Annotated in this window: 12 protein-coding genes; 5 read left to right on the top strand and 7 right to left on the bottom strand. The window is 44.8% G+C overall.

Annotated features, from left to right (window positions below):
• Positions 1 to 59: 59 nt before the first annotated feature.
• Complete coding sequence (ahcY, locus tag ABDW16_RS02690; protein WP_343667575.1) at positions 60 to 1,388, bottom strand: adenosylhomocysteinase; 1,329 nt, start codon at positions 1,386 to 1,388, stop codon at positions 60 to 62.
• Between the two features lie 524 nt (positions 1,389 to 1,912).
• Here ahcY and ABDW16_RS02695 point away from each other — a divergent pair.
• The gene (locus ABDW16_RS02695) at positions 1,913 to 7,957 is read left to right on the top strand and encodes a Calx-beta domain-containing protein (RefSeq protein WP_343667576.1); all 6,045 of its coding nucleotides are present in this window, start codon (positions 1,913 to 1,915) and stop codon (positions 7,955 to 7,957) included.
• 50 nt (positions 7,958 to 8,007) lie between these two features.
• A complete protein-coding gene (locus ABDW16_RS02700; protein WP_343667577.1) occupies positions 8,008 to 8,910 on the top strand; it encodes a type IX secretion system membrane protein PorP/SprF in 903 nt (300 codons plus the stop codon).
• A 286-nt stretch (positions 8,911 to 9,196) separates the two neighbouring features.
• On the opposite strand, the gene ABDW16_RS02705 is transcribed toward ABDW16_RS02700, so the two are convergent.
• The 6 genes from ABDW16_RS02705 to rplU all read right to left on the bottom strand — a co-directional run bounded on the left by ABDW16_RS02705 (position 9,197) and on the right by rplU (position 13,290).
• Entirely contained in the window at positions 9,197 to 9,691 is a 495-nt protein-coding gene (locus tag ABDW16_RS02705; RefSeq protein WP_343667578.1) for a GNAT family N-acetyltransferase, read from the bottom strand.
• A complete protein-coding gene (locus ABDW16_RS02710; protein WP_343667579.1) occupies positions 9,688 to 10,311 on the bottom strand; it encodes a DsbA family protein in 624 nt (207 codons plus the stop codon). The genes ABDW16_RS02705 and ABDW16_RS02710 overlap by 4 nt, the downstream gene beginning before the upstream one ends.
• A 5-nt stretch (positions 10,312 to 10,316) precedes the next feature.
• Positions 10,317 to 11,972, bottom strand: coding sequence for a helix-hairpin-helix domain-containing protein (locus tag ABDW16_RS02715; protein WP_343667580.1), 1,656 nt, complete (start codon positions 11,970 to 11,972; stop codon positions 10,317 to 10,319).
• 194 nt (positions 11,973 to 12,166) lie between these two features.
• A complete protein-coding gene (locus tag ABDW16_RS02720) occupies positions 12,167 to 12,613 on the bottom strand; it encodes a histone H1-like repetitive region-containing protein (protein ID WP_343667581.1) in 447 nt (148 codons plus the stop codon).
• Between the two features lie 73 nt (positions 12,614 to 12,686).
• A complete protein-coding gene (rpmA, locus tag ABDW16_RS02725; protein ID WP_116851816.1) occupies positions 12,687 to 12,959 on the bottom strand; it encodes a 50S ribosomal protein L27 in 273 nt (90 codons plus the stop codon).
• A gap of 28 nt (positions 12,960 to 12,987) precedes the next feature.
• Positions 12,988 to 13,290 (bottom strand): 50S ribosomal protein L21, encoded by a 303-nt coding sequence (gene rplU / locus ABDW16_RS02730; protein WP_072359712.1) that lies wholly within the window; start codon positions 13,288 to 13,290, stop codon positions 12,988 to 12,990.
• A gap of 345 nt (positions 13,291 to 13,635) precedes the next feature.
• On the opposite strand from rplU, the gene ABDW16_RS02735 reads away from it, so the two are divergent.
• The 3 genes from ABDW16_RS02735 to rseP all read left to right on the top strand — a co-directional run bounded on the left by ABDW16_RS02735 (position 13,636) and on the right by rseP (position 17,793).
• Positions 13,636 to 15,132, top strand: a complete 1,497-nt coding sequence (locus ABDW16_RS02735) for a GH3 auxin-responsive promoter family protein (protein ID WP_343667582.1) — start codon at positions 13,636 to 13,638, stop codon at positions 15,130 to 15,132.
• Between the two features lie 52 nt (positions 15,133 to 15,184).
• Positions 15,185 to 16,351, top strand: a complete 1,167-nt coding sequence (locus ABDW16_RS02740; RefSeq protein WP_343667583.1) for a 1-deoxy-D-xylulose-5-phosphate reductoisomerase — start codon at positions 15,185 to 15,187, stop codon at positions 16,349 to 16,351.
• Between the two features lie 107 nt (positions 16,352 to 16,458).
• Positions 16,459 to 17,793 carry an RIP metalloprotease RseP gene (gene rseP, locus ABDW16_RS02745; protein ID WP_343667584.1) on the top strand — a complete coding sequence of 445 codons (1,335 nt, stop codon included), beginning with the start codon at positions 16,459 to 16,461 and terminating at the stop codon, positions 17,791 to 17,793.
• The last annotated feature ends 63 nt before the right edge of the window (positions 17,794 to 17,856 follow it).

The following is a 17,856-nucleotide window of genomic DNA, read 5'->3' on the forward strand; positions in this document are numbered from 1 at the left end:
CTAAAAACAAAAAGGGGCTACCAGCGGCAGCCCCTTTTCTTTTTGCACGTAAGTGCTTATTAATATCTGTAGTAGTCAGCCTTATAAGGACCTTCTGCAGGAATGTTCAGGTATTCAGACTGTACCGGAGTGAGCACGTCCAGTTCCACACCGATTTTCTTCAGGTGCAGGCGGGCAACTTTCTCATCCAGGTGCTTAGGCAGCACGTATACTTTGTTCTCATACTTTTCAGTATGCAGCCACAGTTCCAGCTGAGCCAGGGTCTGGTTGGTGAAGGAGTTACTCATCACGAAAGATGGGTGACCGGTAGCACAACCCAGGTTTACCAGGCGGCCTTCGGCCAGCAGGATGATGTCTTTACCATCGATCGTGTATTTATCTACCTGTGGTTTGATTTCAACTTTGGTGTTACCATAGTTCTTGTTCAACCATGCAACGTCGATTTCGATATCGAAGTGACCAATGTTGGAAACGATACATTTATCCTTCATCAGTTTGAAGTGTTCAGCAGTGATAATGTCGCGGCAACCGGTAGTGGTTACGATGATATCAGCTTCTTTTACAGCATCAGCCATTTTCTTCACTTCATAACCTTCCATAGCAGCCTGCAGCGCACAGATAGGGTCGATTTCAGTAACGATTACACGTGCACCGGCTCCTCTCAGAGACTCTGCAGAACCTTTACCTACGTCGCCAAAACCAGCTACAACAGCTACTTTACCGGCAATCATTACGTCTGTAGCACGACGGATCGCGTCTACGCAGGATTCACGGCAGCCATACTTGTTATCAAATTTAGATTTGGTAACAGAGTCATTGATATTGATAGCAGGAATAGGCAAAGTACCTTTCTGCATACGCTCGTATAAGCGGTGTACACCAGTAGTTGTTTCTTCACTCAGACCTTTCACGTGCTGGATCAGTTCAGGGTATTTGTCAAACACCATGTTTGTCAGGTCACCACCGTCGTCCAGGATCATGTTCAGCGGGCGATCAGCACTACCGAAGAACAGGGTCTGCTCAATACACCAGTCAAATTCCTGTTCATTCAGACCTTTCCATGCAAATACAGGTACACCTGCAGCAGCAACAGCAGCAGCAGCGTGATCCTGGGTAGAAAAGATATTACAGGAGCTCCAGCGAACTTCCGCACCCAGGTGTACCAGGGTTTCGATCAGCACAGCAGTCTGGATAGTCATATGTAAGCAACCAGCAATACGCGCACCCTGCAGTGGCTTGCTGTTACCATATTCTTCTCTCAGCGACATCAGACCTGGCATTTCAGCTTCCGCCAGCTCGATTTCTTTACGTCCCCATTCTGCCAGAGACATATCCTTTACTTTATAAGGAAGAGCAAAGTCAATGTTAGATTTAGCTATTGTAGACATTATTACTAGTTTTTTGCAAATCTAAATTTATTTTATGGGTAAAAACAATGCATTTGTTCTTTTTTTATTGTTAAAAACAGAACAAGCGTATTTTTAAGGCCGGATTGCTTCCCCTGTTAAAATACTACCGGTTTCCTCTTAAAATAATAGAATGTGGATAAATATGTGAATTTACAATAATCTGATACTTAACTACAAAAGATAGTTATCCCCATTATTGGTACTGACATATTAACAATTAATATAAAATATTTTGTCTAAATATGGAATATTGAATATGTTTGTATTTCGATATATTATGATTATCTTATAGCGCAGTGTGATGTACAGTGAATGATTGAATAATTGCCTTTCGTGAATCAGCATCGTGTCCCAATCCCTCACTTCCTACAATACTGTTGCAGGTAACATTTTCATTACCAGGCCTTTTTGCATTTTCGTAAAGGCTTTAGCCATTTCTCTAATGGCTAAAACATGGCTGACTAAAGAAATTAGATGGATTATAGAACTTTACACGCTTTACTATGTTCAAGCTTCCCAAATCTGTGAAAAGGAATGCAAGTACCACACCCCGGAAAGTGTCGACCACACTTAAAAGGATGTTCTTTGCTGTAGTGGTGTTATTATTATGCAGTCAGAGTCAGGTTATCGCGCAGACTGTAAAGGCTACTATCAATCCTACAGGGGGTGCCAGCGGCTCTAAAGACCTGAAGATCGATATCTATACCGATGGTAGTATCGTGGTGACCCGCAATGGGCTCACCGAAAGCTATAACCGGGCAGATAGTTCTCTGGGTATGAGGGCTTTTTTCGATTTTAAGAACCTGTCTCATATGGCAGACGAAACTACCCCCAAGGCCCCTGGTACCTGTTATATCTCTCCTATATCAGGTTCCGGTTCTTATGCCGATCCTTATAAAATTCATGTGGTAGGTACCATCCTCGATCCATATTACAAGTATCCAACGGGACAAACGGGTACTGTAACCTGTATTATTACCTATGTAAAAAATACAAGTTACTTCTTCCTCGACTATGTCATGCACATGCCGCAGGTAAGTACGAACGATTATACCAGCGTACTGTTTTACCTGTCTGAACAGGTAGTAATGGGGCCTAATGCGACAGCTGATCCGGACGAAGCCAGTAAATGTGGATATGGATTTATCAATAGCGATACTACTACCATCGGTATCTACAGGGATGCTGCCTGCTCTGAAACGGCAGAATATCCCCGCAGCCATGTGTATCGCATGTACAAGAAGTTCAAATCCTGGGAAGCATCTATTCCTGAAAACCGCTTTTACCTGGATGATGACGGGTTATATCCGCACAATGTAATTGCCGATGGCGTGGATGGTCGTGGTCGTTCCCTGGGGATTATGCGTACCATGCCGATTTACGACAATAACTTTACAGCTACTCCTGTGAACTACAGAACTTTCCGTGTATTATCCGGTTATGGTACCACCATGACTGAGTTCGATACGGTGGCAGCAATGGTCGATTCCATTCCTGTTACGGGATGGGGCAATGTGTCGGTACAGTTCTCGAGTGCTACCCTGTCTACCAATGAAGGTAGTGCAGCGCAGGGTGAACACATAGATTCAAGCGTAACCTTAAAAGTGTCCGGCGGCAAACTCAATGCCCCGGTTTATGTTTTATTGCAGTACGACTCCACTTATAGTTACGCACATCCTGCAGCAAGAGGTACAGACTTTACGCTGGCAGAACAGGGGGCGCTGATTCCCGCGGGTGACTATACAACTGCCAAAACAGTAAAGATCCCTAACCTTCATATTATCGGCAATGACAAGCTGGAATATAGCCGTACCCTCCGCCTCAAACTGACGGCCACCTGTACGGACCTGATCTCCATTTCCGGTACATCTCAGTGTGATTTCACCATTGTAGATGATGAGGCCCGCGGTATGACCCTCACCATGGATAGTACGGCTATCCTGGAAGGTAATTCTACCAAGGCAAGGTTGAAAATGACTTCTACTTCTCCTGAGGATGTAGTGGTCACTTTCTCTACCCATACTTCTTCTACCGCAGGTGATACAGATTATGTAGTACCTACTTCTGTAACCATCCCTGCTAATAGTATTTACAGCCCTGATTTCACCATCTCTGCCAAATCAGATAAGGTGCTGGAAAATACAGAAACCCTGGTATTGCAGTTCAAGGGAACAGTATTGGGTATCGATGTCACCGGCCAGACAAGCCTGACCATCAATGATAGTACCTACTTCAACCCTGCATATGCGAAGATCGTTTCCAGCCTGGTAAATCCATCATCCATCAATCCGATGACGGAAGGTTATGAAGGCTATGTACGATTCCAGCTCCCAGACGGCGTAAGTACGGAAGTACCCATCACCGTCAACGTAGATCTTAATAGTACTAAGTCAACTGCCACCGATGGTACCGACTTTGACTTCTGGTATTATAATGGTCCGGTAACCATTCCGAAACTGGGTACAGGTGCAAACATTTATATTATCGCTTATACCGATGGTTTACTGGAAGGTCCTACACCAGAGTACCTGATATTAGATGTTACTTCTGTAGATAATGTGGGTGCAGGTCGTTCTTATCCTTATAAGGGCGATACGCTTAAAATTAAGGATGCTGATTACGATTCCAGCATGGCACTGATTATGACACCTTCTCCCGCTACATTGCTGGAAGGTGCGACGAGTACGGTGACCGTGACCCTGCCAAATGGTCTCAAGGCAGGATCTGCCATGAGCATTCCTATTGCAAGAGGTGTTTCGTCCAAAGCCATTGCTTCTGATGCAACATTATCTCTTAGCACAGTCACAATCGGAAAGAGTAAATCAAGTGCCACTTTCACTGTAAAAGCGGTGAAAGACAGTCTGCTGGAAAATGACGAAACTTATTATGTAGTCGCTTCCCCATCAGGTTATATCAAAGATTCCTGCCTGATCACTATTAAAGATACAACTGGACTAATCTCCGGCAATAAAGTGCTGAACCTGACCATGACGACCCCTTCTCTCAAAGAAGGAAATAGTTCTAACCTCACCCTGGCGTTTGCCAAGGCTGGTATCATGGCTGGTGATTCTCTGGCGATAGTGCTGACACCTGATGGTACATCAGTAGCTTCTCCATCTGATTATTTTATTAGTGCTGGCAATATTATATATATGCCACCAAATGTCAACAGCAAAACGGTGACAAATGGCTTTAGCGCACTGACAGATAATATCCTGGAAAATACGGAAGCATTTACTTTCAATGCAGCCACTTCTACTATTTCAGGACTGACTATCAATTCCATCTCAGGCTCTATACAGGATGCGACCGGTGACAATGCGGCCAACAGGATTGTCTCTATCACACCAGGTGCTACCACCATGGAAGAAGGTAGTGCATACACTTATACATTTAGCCTGCCTGCAGGTATCACAACCGAAGTACCGATTACAATCACACCAACGATCGTAACTGGTTCTACTGCGGATGCAGCTGACTTTACACTGGATTCTACTACGATCACACTCGATGCCAGTCATCCAACTTCCAATGTTACTGCCATCAATATCGTTCAGGATAATATACTGGAAGGCGATGAGCAGCTGATTCTTGGTGGTACCGCTTCAACAGCACTGACTGCGGGTGTTACCGTTAACCAGGCCACTGCTGTAACCATCAAGGATAAAACTGATTTAGGCAACCTTGTCATCACTACAGATCGTACAGATATTGTAGAAGGTGGTATAGGAGCATACATCACCATCTCTTTGCCGGGTGGCAACACGCCTGCAACACCGCTGACCATCTCCCTGAGCCGTGGCAACAGTTCACAGGCTACCAGCGGATACGGTGGACTGCCACAGACAGTAACCCTGACGACCAATTCAGTGACCATTCCTGTTCCGGTATCAGCACTGACAGACAATATAATTGGAGACAATGAAACACTGGTAGTATTAGTAGAAGCAGCAGGTTATCCAAGTGATTCAGTGACATTGAACATGATAGATGTAACAGCTGATGATCCTGCAAATATGAAAATTACCTTCACGCCAGAACCTGCATCACAAGGCAGTCATGTGGCAGAAGGTAGCAATTATACTGTAAGAGCCAGCTTCCCGGCGGGTATCAAGCCATATACACCGGTTACCCTGAATGTAACAGCAAGCAACCTCTCTGAAGCTGGTGCCGGCGATTACTCAGGTGTACCAGCTACTGTAACCATCGATACATCTGGTTACGGTGACTTTGTCATCACTGCGAAAGCTGATAATATCATTGAAAGTTCCGAACTGCTGAGAATATTAGGTAATACACCTGATATGAGCACAGTAACCGTAGACAGCCTGGATCTCTACATTGATGATGTAAGCACCAGCACACAACTGCAGATGATCATCGATTCCAGCAGCATTCACAAAGGCAACACTACCAAAGTAACAATCGGATTTGCAAACAGCAGTGTAACTTCAGCCAGCGATATCATCATCACCGTAGTGGCTGATGAATCTTCTACTGCGGATACAACAAATTATACGGGTCTTCCAAGGTTCGTGACACTGCCGAAAGACAGTAACCATGTGACCTTCTTCCTGAACATACCTAACAATTATAAGATAGAAGGTCCTACTGTATTACAGTTCAAAGACAGTGCAACCGGGTACACATTTGCGGCTATCGCACCGCTCAATGTACTGGATGCGGAAGGTCAGCCAATTACGCTGGAGAAAGTAACCGATGCGGCAGAACCAGCTACAGACGGTGCATTCAAGGTGGTGATGCCTGCAGTGTCTACTACCGATGTAAGTGTAACATTGACCGCCACTTATGCTGGTACCAACATCAAGGATGTACAAACGACAGTAACAATTCCTGCCGGCAGCCTTTATGCAACAGTGCCGGTATACATCGTAGACGACATTATCCTGCAGGGTAACCTGGTACTCCAGGTAAACCTGACAGGTGCTACAACCAATCAGAGTGGTACTACAAAGAGCTTGTATGTAAGCACATCTACGATGTACATGAACGTGTTTGACGATGAAAGTAGCGATACAGGTCCACAGGCAGAAGCACGTACAATGTTGATAGAGCGTATTGCCGATGCTTACCAGCCATCCACGAGTGGCCAGTTCCGTATAAGGTTCAATGACTCCACACTGATAGCTACACAGGACGTAAAGGTGACTTACTCCGTATCAGGTACGGCAGTAGCAGGCACTGATTACAAAGCACTGAGTGGTAGTGTGACTATCCCTGCAGGTTCCAGCATGGTGACATTCGATGTAGTGCCTTCCGGTTTGCTCACTGCTGGTAGCACCAAGACAGTGACTGCGTTGCTGACCGGCGTTACATCCAATATTCCGCTGGTAACCTGGCCGCTGAGCACCAGTGCTTCTATCTCAACAGTCAACATTTATAATAATAACGTAGATACGCCTTCAGTAAACCTGTTTGCATCTACCAGCACTATCGTGGAAGGTGACTCTGTGAAATTCTTCTTAAGAACCACGAAGTCCATTGCCCTCGACCTGCCTATCACAGTAGCTGTAACATGCGATGTATACAGAACTACTACTATCCATGGTGGCACCACATCTGGTAACAAAGTGGTGGTAACCCTGCCGGCAGGTTCACAGGAAACTTCCTTCACAGTAGTAGTAGACGACAATGATCTGAATGATGATGATGGATGGGTACAGGCAAGCATTCAGGCATACGATCCGCTGAGCAGTGGTCCTGCTTATTATGTAGGACTGGCAAGTGAAGTGAAGAACTCAGTAACTGACAATGACTCATTGAGAATATTATTCAGTCAGAGCCAGTTCTCCGTCGTAGTACCATTTGATACAACAGGTATACCGCTGCCGTTCGAGTTATCAATGAATCGCGCCAGCTCCCGTATCATCACTATCTACTATGAATTCTACGAACCAGGAAGTAGTGAACTGCTGAGTGGTACGGATGTGGCAGTTGCGGGCAAGGATTACGATGCATCAGTAACACCACTGCTCATCATGCCGAATACCAATTCTACATCAATTCCTGTATTGGTAAACAGTGTGGAAAAGAACAAAATGTTTGGTATGCGTTTGCTCAGGGCCACAGTATCTTCTACGCAGAATGTGCCTACCCTCGATTCACTGAGCACAGCTACAGGTCTGATTAAGATCTGTATGGATTGTGATTCAGATGGTGATGGTGTACCTGACTATGTAGAGCGTTTCATCACCGATGGCAGATGGCAGGACAACAACAACGGTAATCTGCGTGTACATCCTGCAATGTCTCCAAACGGCGATGGATTGGGTAACGATGTGATGTACATAGAAAATATTGATTTGTATCCTGATAATGAAGTAACAGTATTCAATCGTTGGGGTGGTACTGTATTTACAACGAAAGGCTATAATAACAGTTCTAACAATTTCAACGGTAAGGGGAATACAGGAGGTGCGAAAAATCAGGATGTTCCGGATGGTTCCTATTTCTTCATTATCCATGCAACAGATGTTTCGGGTAAGAAGATCAAGTACACCGGGTTCCTTGTCATAAAGAGATCATAAGAAAACCAGGCAATGGAGGCAAATGCCTCTATTGCCTGTAATCCGTATATATGAAGAAAGTAATAATTACCCTGTTGGTCCTATTTGCGTGCTATCTGCCTTCAAAGGCACAACAGGATCCTATCTATTCCCAGTATATGTTCAATGGCCTGGTCATCAATCCTGCCTATGCAAGTTTGGATGAATCAGCCAGACTGACTGTAGATGGCCGTAATCAATGGGTGGGAGTAGACGGAGCCCCCAAAACAGCTACATTTTCATTTTATTCACCGCTGAATGAAAGGGGAACTACCCTGGGGCTCTCTGCTATGAGGGAGAGCATCACAGTAGATACCCGTACAGATTTAAACATCTTTGCATCGCAGAAAGTGCACCTTACTGAAGAGCTGCAACTGGCTATGGGCCTGATAGTAGGAATGTCGCAGTATAAAGAAAATAACAGTACATTGACTACGACAGACCCTACCTTTGCCAGCAACCTGAGCTACATGAAGACAAATGTTGGCTTCGGATTTGCATTATTTACAGAGAAATTTTACTTAGGTTTAGGTGCGCCCATGTTCAAGAGTTTTGATATCGGGAAAAGTGTAAACAGGATTGTGACAAAACCACATTACTACATGCAGGCGGCCTACGTATTTGATATCAACGATGATCTGAAATTCAAGCCTACGTTGTTGCTGAGAGATGTGAAGGGATCCGGCCTGAATTATGATTTCAATGCGAGTGTGCTCTTAAAAGAACTGGTCTGGCTGGGAGCTTCCTGGAGATCAGAAAAGACAGTGACTGGTATGGTGGGTGTGAGATTGACACCACAATTAGAAATGGGATATTCATACGATACACCTACAAATTCAAATCTCAAAGGTGCACAGTCAGTATCACATGAGCTGATGATCAGTTATAGATTTGGATGGAGTAGCGATCACGAGATTTTGCCCCGACTTTTTTAGTCTATTAACCGAAATACCCTACGGGGTCATCAGTTCCCGCACTTTGGTGCGGGACTTTTATTTTTCTATCTGATTGATTTATAATTGCTAATGGGAGACGGGGGAAAAATAAAAAAAATAAATCCAAAGCAAATCCATGTTTAAACATTTATCGTATGTATTTTCATGCGGTGAAAAGCCAGCTGTATTTAAGCTGGAAAACGCCCAAAGATTTTAATTAGAAAAGTTGTGTCTTTTAATGGTTAACTTGGGAAACAGCCTGGTATTTTTACCAGGCTGGATTTTTTTATAGCGCTTTCCTCATGATGAAATCATTCATCCAATAGCCATTGCCAATGTCGATATCTTTCTCTTCGTAGACTTCAAACCCGATTTTCTCATAGAATGAACGGGCTTTGTTATACTTGTTTACATTTAGTTCCAGCAGGTGAGCACCAGTTGCTTTTACTGCATCAATGACGGTATTGAGCAGGAATTTGCCGGCCCCTTTTCCCTGGTAGTCAGGGTGCAGGTATATCTTGTTCAGCTTGTACACACCAGGCTCTTCTTTCGGGCTATAGCCTGCAAAGCCAATGGCGCGGTCTCCGTCCCACAGCAGGAGAAAGGTATGATCCGAAGTGAGTTGCCTGGTCAGTTCTTCCGTATTATACATCATGGCTATCATATAGTCCATTTGTTCCTGGGTGAGGATAGACAGATAGGTAGCTGGCCATATCAGATTGGTCAGCTCCTGTATAATGGAAATGTCCTGCGTGGTAGCATGTGTGATCTGGTACATCATTTATTTTTTATCTCCTCAATCACCTGTAGGAGTCGTTCTTTGGGCGTAAAGCCACGTGCTATCAGGTATAACTGTTCGTCTTTTTCAAGAATGGCAGCAGGGAAGCCGGTAATGCCCCATTGCTGTACGATATTAAACTCCTGATTGGTAGCGTATTTATTATCATCTTCCTTCATGTTGTTCAGGAAGGCCTGTACCGGAATATTGTATTTCTCCAGTATGGGTATGTAGGTGTCAGTATCATTGAGGCTCTTGCCTTCAAAGTTAAGCGCTACCTGCATATCGTGTGCAAAGTTTACCGCATTTTCCGGCTGGTATTGCTTGAATACGGTCAGTGCAATGCTTGGTTTTTCAGAATCCATAATATCGTCTGAGCGCAGGTATTCGTTTAGGAATGGCTCGCCAAAAGTAATGCCGGTGGTAGCTTCCACCTGTTTGTGTGCTTCTTTGATGTAGTTGTACATGGCGGAGGCAGGGCGGCGGTTGGCATTCAATAACATGCCGCCAGACAGTATTTCTACCGACATCTCTCCTTTAAATTGCTCCTGTATCTGCTGGATCACAGGCGTAAAGCCGTAACACCATCCACAGATGGGATCATAGATATAGATCAGTTTCATTATCCTTATTTTTTCCTGTTGTGGATATATTTTTCTAAAGCTTCTTTTGAATAGCTACTCAGGTTGCCAGCGGCAGTCAGACCACCTTTACGGGCGGCTAAGGTACCGTAGTAAACGTCTTTGTAACCTGCTATGCTGTGGGCATCGGGGTCGATGGATAGTAGTACGCCTTTTTCACGGGCATAAGGAATCCATTCCCAGTCGATGTCCAGCCGGCGGGGATGTGCATTCAGTTCAATGACTACATTGTGTTCGGCACAGGCGTCGATGATGCGGCGGTGATCTACAGGATAACCGTTACGGCTCAGCAGGAGTCGTCCGGTCATGTGGCCCAGGATGGTGGTATATGGATTTTCAATTGCTTTCAGCAGTCTGCTCATGGCTTTCTCTTCACTCATTTTGAGATTGGAGTGAACGGAAGCGATCACGAGGTCGAACGAAGCCAGAATTTCGTCTGGATAATCGAGGCTGCCATCGTTGAGAATATCTGCTTCTATGCTCTTGAAAATGCGGAAAGGTGCGAGTTGTTGATTGAGTGCATCGATCTGTCCATGTTGTTCAGCAATGCGCTCAATACTAAGTCCGTTTGCATAAAATGCAGAGCGGGAGTGATCGCTGATCACCAGGTATTCAAAGCCCTGTGCTTTGGCGGCGAGGGCCATTTCTTCCAGGGAATATTGACCATCGCTCCAGGTACTGTGAGAGTGGATGATGCCTTTGATGTCTTGTGGGGTGATCAGGTCGGGGAGTTGCTGTACTGCCAGCATACTGCCGTCGTTGCGGAGGCAGGGCGGGAGGTAGGGCATGTTTGCCTGGGCAAAGATTTGTTCTTCCGTGGCGCCGGGGGTAAGGCCGGCAGCGCCGCCAGCTGCAAAGAAGCTTTCAATGAAAGCGGGAGTGGCGGTGGTGAGGAAGAGAGATTTACCAAAATCGTCGATGGCAGATGGATAGATCCTCACTTTGACCTTTTGTGCGTGCTGAAACAGCAGGGAGTTAGGTGTTTCTTCTATGAAGGTGAGAGAAGTTAATTTCTCCTGGATAAGAGCAGGTGAAGCGTCTATCACCAGTTCTATTTCATCGATGATGATTTCCTGTCTTCTTATCTGTCCGGTGAGGGCAGCAGCGGCTGGTGCAAACAGTATTTGTATTTCTTTTTCCAGTTCATTTGCGAGGGTTTCTACTTCGGCAAAGAGATACCGGTCGCGGTTACTGAAATAAAATTCGATGCTTTGTTTTACGCTGTCCTGTGTTTTCTGGCCGAAACCTTTCAGGAGTGTGAGGCGGTTTTCATTACAGGCATAGAGTAGTTCTCCGAGGGATTCTACTTCCAGGTCTTTCCAGATAGAAGCGATTTTTTTAGGCCCCAGGCCTTTGATTTTCATCATTTCAAGAATGCCGGCGGGAGTTTTTTCGATATAGCTATCGAGCAGGCTCCATTGTTCTGTTTGCAGCATTTCCTGGATGCTTTTGCTGATGGATTCGCCGAATCCTTTGATTTTGGCGATCTCCCCGCTGGGCATGTCTTGTAGGGAAGTGGTGAGCTTTTCTACAGTGAATGCTGCATTGGCGAACGACTTGGCTTTGAAGCTGTTTTCACCGTGGATGTCCATGAGTTTGGACAGCAACGAGAAGTTGTCTGCGATAGTGCTGTTATCCGGCATAATTTGATTTGAACTGCGAATTTCGGCTTTTTAGGGAAGGATTTATTGCCTTTTTTAAACCTTTGTTAGGCAATTTCAGCCATTGAAAATCAAGCCCTCTTTCTTGCTGTTGCAGGCCAGTCTCAACCCCATAAAAACACGAAAGGTCCTGGTTATTCACCAGAACCTTTATTTCACAGTGTGTAAAATCGTAATTATGCTTCAGTTGAAGGAGCATCGGTCTGTGGTGCCACTGGAGCAACCACTTTCTTCTTAGCAGCAGCCTTCTTCTTAGGAGCAGCTTTCTTAGCAGCAGCCTTCTTAGGAGCGGCTTTCTTAGCAGCAGCCTTCTTAGGAGCAGCTTTCTTAGCAGCAGCCTTTTTAGGAGCAGCTTTCTTAGCAGCAGCCTTTTTAGGAGCAGCTTTCTTAGCAGCAGCTTTTTTAGGAGCGGCTTTCTTAGCAGCAGCTTTTTTAGGAGCGGCTTTCTTAGCAGCAGCTTTTTTAGGAGCAGCTTTCTTAGCAGCAGCCTTCTTAGGAGCAGCTTTCTTAGCAGTTGCTTTCTTAGCAGCAGCTTTTTTAGGAGCGGCTTTCTTAGCGGTTGCTTTCTTAGCAGCAGCCTTTTTAGGAGCAGCTTTTTTAGCCGCTTTTTTAATTGTTGCCATTGTTTTTTGAATTTTGGGTTAGTAATTAAAATTGGGTATTAAAAAAAACTTTATGGCAAACACTGCGCCAGACTTATGCCTGGGCAGTGGTGTCAAATGATTTTACAGAAACGATGGTTCTGTTCTCGCGTCCTTTTCTGAACTCAACAACACCATCAGCTACCGCAAAAATGGTAAAATCTCTACCAATTCCTACGTTAGCACCTGGATGATAAACGGTACCGCGCTGACGAACGATGATGTTGCCAGATACAGCAGGTTGACCACCAAATATTTTTACTCCCAGCCTTTTGCTTTGAGAGTCACGGCCATTCTTTACACTACCTTCACCTTTTTTATGTGCCATTTCTATGTAAGTTTAAAACTTTAATTAATTAAGCAATTTCTGAAATACGGATCTTCGTAAAGTGAGTACGGTGCCCTACTTTCTTTCTGAAACCTTTTCTGCGTTTCATTTTGAAAGCAATAACCTTATCTCCCTGAACGTGACTCAGGATTTCTGCTTTAACTACTGATTTTACATCAGTACCAACGGTCAGCGCGCCGCCATTATCTATTAACAACACTTCAGAGAACTGCACTTTATCTCCAATATTTCCCTGCAACTGTTGTACAAAGATTTCTTGGTCTTTTTGTACTTTGAATTGCTGACCTGCGATTTTTACAACTGCAAACATAGTGATCCAAAAATAATTTCCTGCAAAAGTAGGATTTGTTTTTAAATTGACAAAGTTTTCTCCATATTTAAAATGCGTTTGCGGTCAAGGCATACGTTTTAAAGGAGAATACTATATATTTTCAAAGATACGTAGTTTATTTTAATATAGTTTGTTATTATATGTAAGTTCCACGATCCACTATGCATAGCATTACCTTAAAAGCCACATTCACAGCTGATCTTGCCATTATTCAAACAGAATGGTCATCAGTAAAAAAACTGCCTGCAGGCAGTTCATTCCATTCCTTTTATAACAATTTTTATTTTATACATTTGTCCTTTCTCATATTCTAAAATAATGGGCATGAAGCTTAAATCACTGCTTGCCAAACCATTTGCTTCCATTGTAGCCAACAGGATCAGGAAGGAGATGCAGAGGGCGGTAGAAGACCAGGAAGCTATCCTGGAGGAGTTGATTAAAACAGGCAGGAAGACCGAATTTGGAAAAGACCACCACTTTGACAATATCCATTCCTATAATGATTTCAGACAGGCAGTACCTATCAGAGACTATGAACAGTTTAAGCCTTATATTAATAAAATTAAAGAAGGCAAACAGAACATCCTCTGGAAAGGCTTGCCCATCTATCTTGCCAAGACATCTGGTACCACCAGCGGGGTAAAGTATATTCCGATCACCAAGGAATCTATCTCTAATCATATTGATACAGCCAGGAATGCCCTGCTCAACTACATGGCAGAAACCGGCCACACTGACTTTGCCAATGGTAAACTCATCTTCCTCTCCGGTTCTCCCGTGCTGGAAAGGGTGGGTGGTATTCCCTATGGCCGCCTCAGTGGCATCGTGAACCACCACGTACCCCGCTACCTGCGTACCAATCAGCTGCCCACTTACGAAACTAACTGTATCGAAGATTGGGAAACCAAGCTGGATAAAATAGTAGATGAAACCATCAATCAGGATATGACCCTCATCTCGGGTATTCCACCATGGATGCAGATGTACTTTGACAGGGTGATAGAGCGTAGTGGAAAGCCAGTGGGTGAACTGTTCAAAAACCTCGATGTACTCGTATATGGAGGGGTGAACTTTGAACCCTATCGCGCAAAACTCATGGCATCTATTGGTCGTCCCATCAATACCATCGAGACTTTCCCAGCATCCGAAGGGTTCTTCGCCTTCCAGGATACACAGGAGCACAAAGGTCTTTTGCTCAATACCAACTCCGGTATTTTCTACGAATTCATACCTGCCAATGAAATCTTCAACGAAAATCCTACCCGTCTTTCCCTGAAAGATGTGGAGGTCGGTGTCAACTATGCCCTCGTAGTCAGCACCAACGCGGGCCTGTGGGGATACAACATTGGCGATACTGTGAAATTCGTATCCACAAATCCTTACCGACTGCTGGTGACCGGCCGTATCAAACATTTCATCTCTGCCTTTGGTGAACACGTGATTGGGGAAGAAGTAGAATACAGCCTGATGACCGCAGCGAAAGAAGATAATTTACAAATCGCGGAGTTTACCGTAGCACCTATGGTAAGTCCTGCTGCCGGCGAACTGCCTTACCATGAATGGTTTGTGGAGTTCGAAAATCCGCCTGCAGATATCACCGCCTTTGCAAAAAGGGTGGATGACAACCTCCGTAAAAAGAATATTTATTACGACGACCTGCTCACCGGCAATATTCTGCAACCGTTAAAGATCAGGACAGTAAAGAAACAGGGTTTTATAGATTATATGAAGTCTGTAGGTAAACTGGGTGGTCAGAACAAAGTGCCCAGACTTAGCAACGACAGAACATTGGCAGACGAGCTGATGAATTATCTGGCCTAAAGCAGGATAGACTCATGTCCGCATTTCTTGTAATTCCCTTATTATTGCAACAATGAGTAAGAAAAATATAGCCATTTTTGGCTCCACAGGATCAATTGGTATACAGGCGCTGGAGGTAATCGAGGCGCATCCTGATAAGTTCAGTGTCGAAGTATTGACCGCTGGTGTCAATGCAGATCTGCTCATAGAACAGGCCCTCAAATTCAGACCTAATGCTGTAGTAATTGCTGATGAATCAAAATACGAAAGCGTAAAAGAAGTACTTTTTGACAAAGGCATCAAGGTATTTGCCGGTGCCAAAGCAATGGTAGAGGTAGCTTCCTGGAGCTCGATCGATATGATGCTGGCTGCCATCATGGGGTTTGCCGGCCTGGCGCCAACCCTGGCTGCCATTGAACAGGGTACCCCCATCGCCCTGGCGAACAAGGAAACCCTGGTCGTAGCCGGTGATATTGTCATGGGCGCTGCCAGAAAAAGGAATGTACCCGTCATACCCGTAGACTCTGAGCACTCAGCCATCTTCCAGTGTCTGATGGGCGAGTCCTCTGCCAAGGTGGAAAAGATGATCCTCACCGCTTCAGGTGGTCCTTTCCTGGGTAAAAAAACCAACTTCCTCATCAATGTGAAAAAAGACCATGCCCTTCAGCATCCAAACTGGCGCATGGGGCCTAAAATCACCATTGACAGTGCAACCCTGATGAATAAAGGGCTGGAAATGATCGAAGCACGCTGGCTTTTCAACATTGATCCTGACAGGATCGAAGTAGTGATCCACCCGCAATCCATTATTCACTCCCTGGTACAGTTTGTAGATGGTAGTATGAAAGCCCAGATGGGCCTGCCCGATATGAAACTGCCTATCCAGTTTGCCCTGGGGTATCCCGAAAGACTGGTAAACGACTTCCCTCGTTTCTCTTTCAGGAACTACTCTAACCTCACATTCGAACAGCCGGATGCCAAGACTTTCCGCAACCTGGGTATCGCTATCGAGGCGATGCTGAAAGGCGGTAATGCAGCCTGTGTGATGAACGCGGCGAACGAAGAGGTAGTACACGCATTCCTGAAAAACCGTATCGGCTTCCTGCAGATGACAGATGTAATAGAAGAGATCATGGTCAAAGTGCCATTCATCGAAAGGCCGACTCTGCATGACTACTATGAAAGTGACCTGGCAGCAAGGGAACACGCGAACAATATGATCAACGCTATCATAATTTAAGAACTTTATAACATGGCATAGCTGCAATATCGCAGTTATACCGGCTATCTTTGCCATTCCTGTTATAGAGAAAAAACAACATATATTTACTGTCAGACAAAGCATACATGACAACACAAGAAATATTGGTAAAAGCCGGGCAGTTGATTCTGTCACTATCTATACTGGTAGTATTGCACGAGCTCGGGCATTTTATCCCTGCAAAACTGTTTAAGACGCGCGTAGAGAAATTTTATCTCTTTTTTGACCCCTGGTTTTCATTATTCAAGTTCAGGAAAGGTGAAACAGAGTATGGAGTAGGTTGGTTACCACTGGGCGGTTATGTAAAGATCTCCGGTATGGTGGACGAAAGCATGGACCGCGAGCAGCTGGCTAAGCCACCGGAGCCATGGGAGTTCCGTTCCAAAAAAGCATGGCAGCGCCTTATCATTATGATTGGTGGGGTGACGGTAAACCTGCTGTTAGGCTTCCTCATCTATTCCATGATGTTATGGCACTGGGGTGAAACCTACCTGCCTACGGCCAATACCACTTACGGTATTGCTGCCGATTCACTGGCGCAAACAATCGGGCTGAAGGATGGCGATATGATTCTGAGTGTAGCGAATGAACCAGTGGAGAACTTCAAAGCGATTCCTGGTAAGATCATTTTGCGTGAGGCTAAAACCATTCAGATTTCCCGCGATGGACAGAAAATAGATATCGCAATTCCGGAAGGATTTGTGGGTAAGATGATCAAGCACAAGAATTCTCTGATGGATGTGAGGGTGCCTTTCCTGGTAGATACAGTGGCAGCCAAAACACCTGCGGACAGTGCCGGTATCCGTAAAGGCGACCAGATCCTGACGCTGAATGGACAGCCTGCTTATTATTATCACGAATACAAAAAGGAAATAGTAAAAGATAAGAACCGGATAGTGCCTATGCAGGTATTGCGCGGTGGAGATACGGTGAATCTGACAGTGCATGTACCTGAAACAGCAGTGTTGGGGTTGAATGTGAATGCAGAGAAGATGTTCACGTTCTCCGTCAAGCATTTCACTTTCCTGGAAGCGATTCCGGCTGGTTTCACAAAATGTATCAATACGCTGGTAGGATATGTACAGCAGTTGCGTTTGATCTTTGTGTCTAAAGAGGTGAAGGCGAGCGAGTCTTTAGGTGGTTTTATGACGATAGCGAAGTTATTTCCTGGCGAGTGGGATTGGATGTCGTTTTGGGAGATGACGGCATTGTTGTCTATCATATTGGCATTTATGAACATTCTGCCGATTCCTGCGTTAGACGGGGGGCATGTATTGTTCCTGATTTATGAGATGGTAACGGGAAGGAAGCCAAGTGAGAAGTTCCTGGAGTATGCACAGATAGTGGGAATGGTGATATTGTTTGGGTTGCTGTTGTATGCGAACGGGTTGGATATTTACAGGAGTATATTTGGGAAGTAAGTATAAATTTAAATTTTGAAGAAGGAAGAGGTCGGAAGGCTTCTTCCTTCTTTTTTTATAGTT

Source organism: Chitinophaga sp., from assembly GCF_039596135.1.
Lineage (GTDB): Bacteria > Bacteroidota > Bacteroidia > Chitinophagales > Chitinophagaceae > Chitinophaga.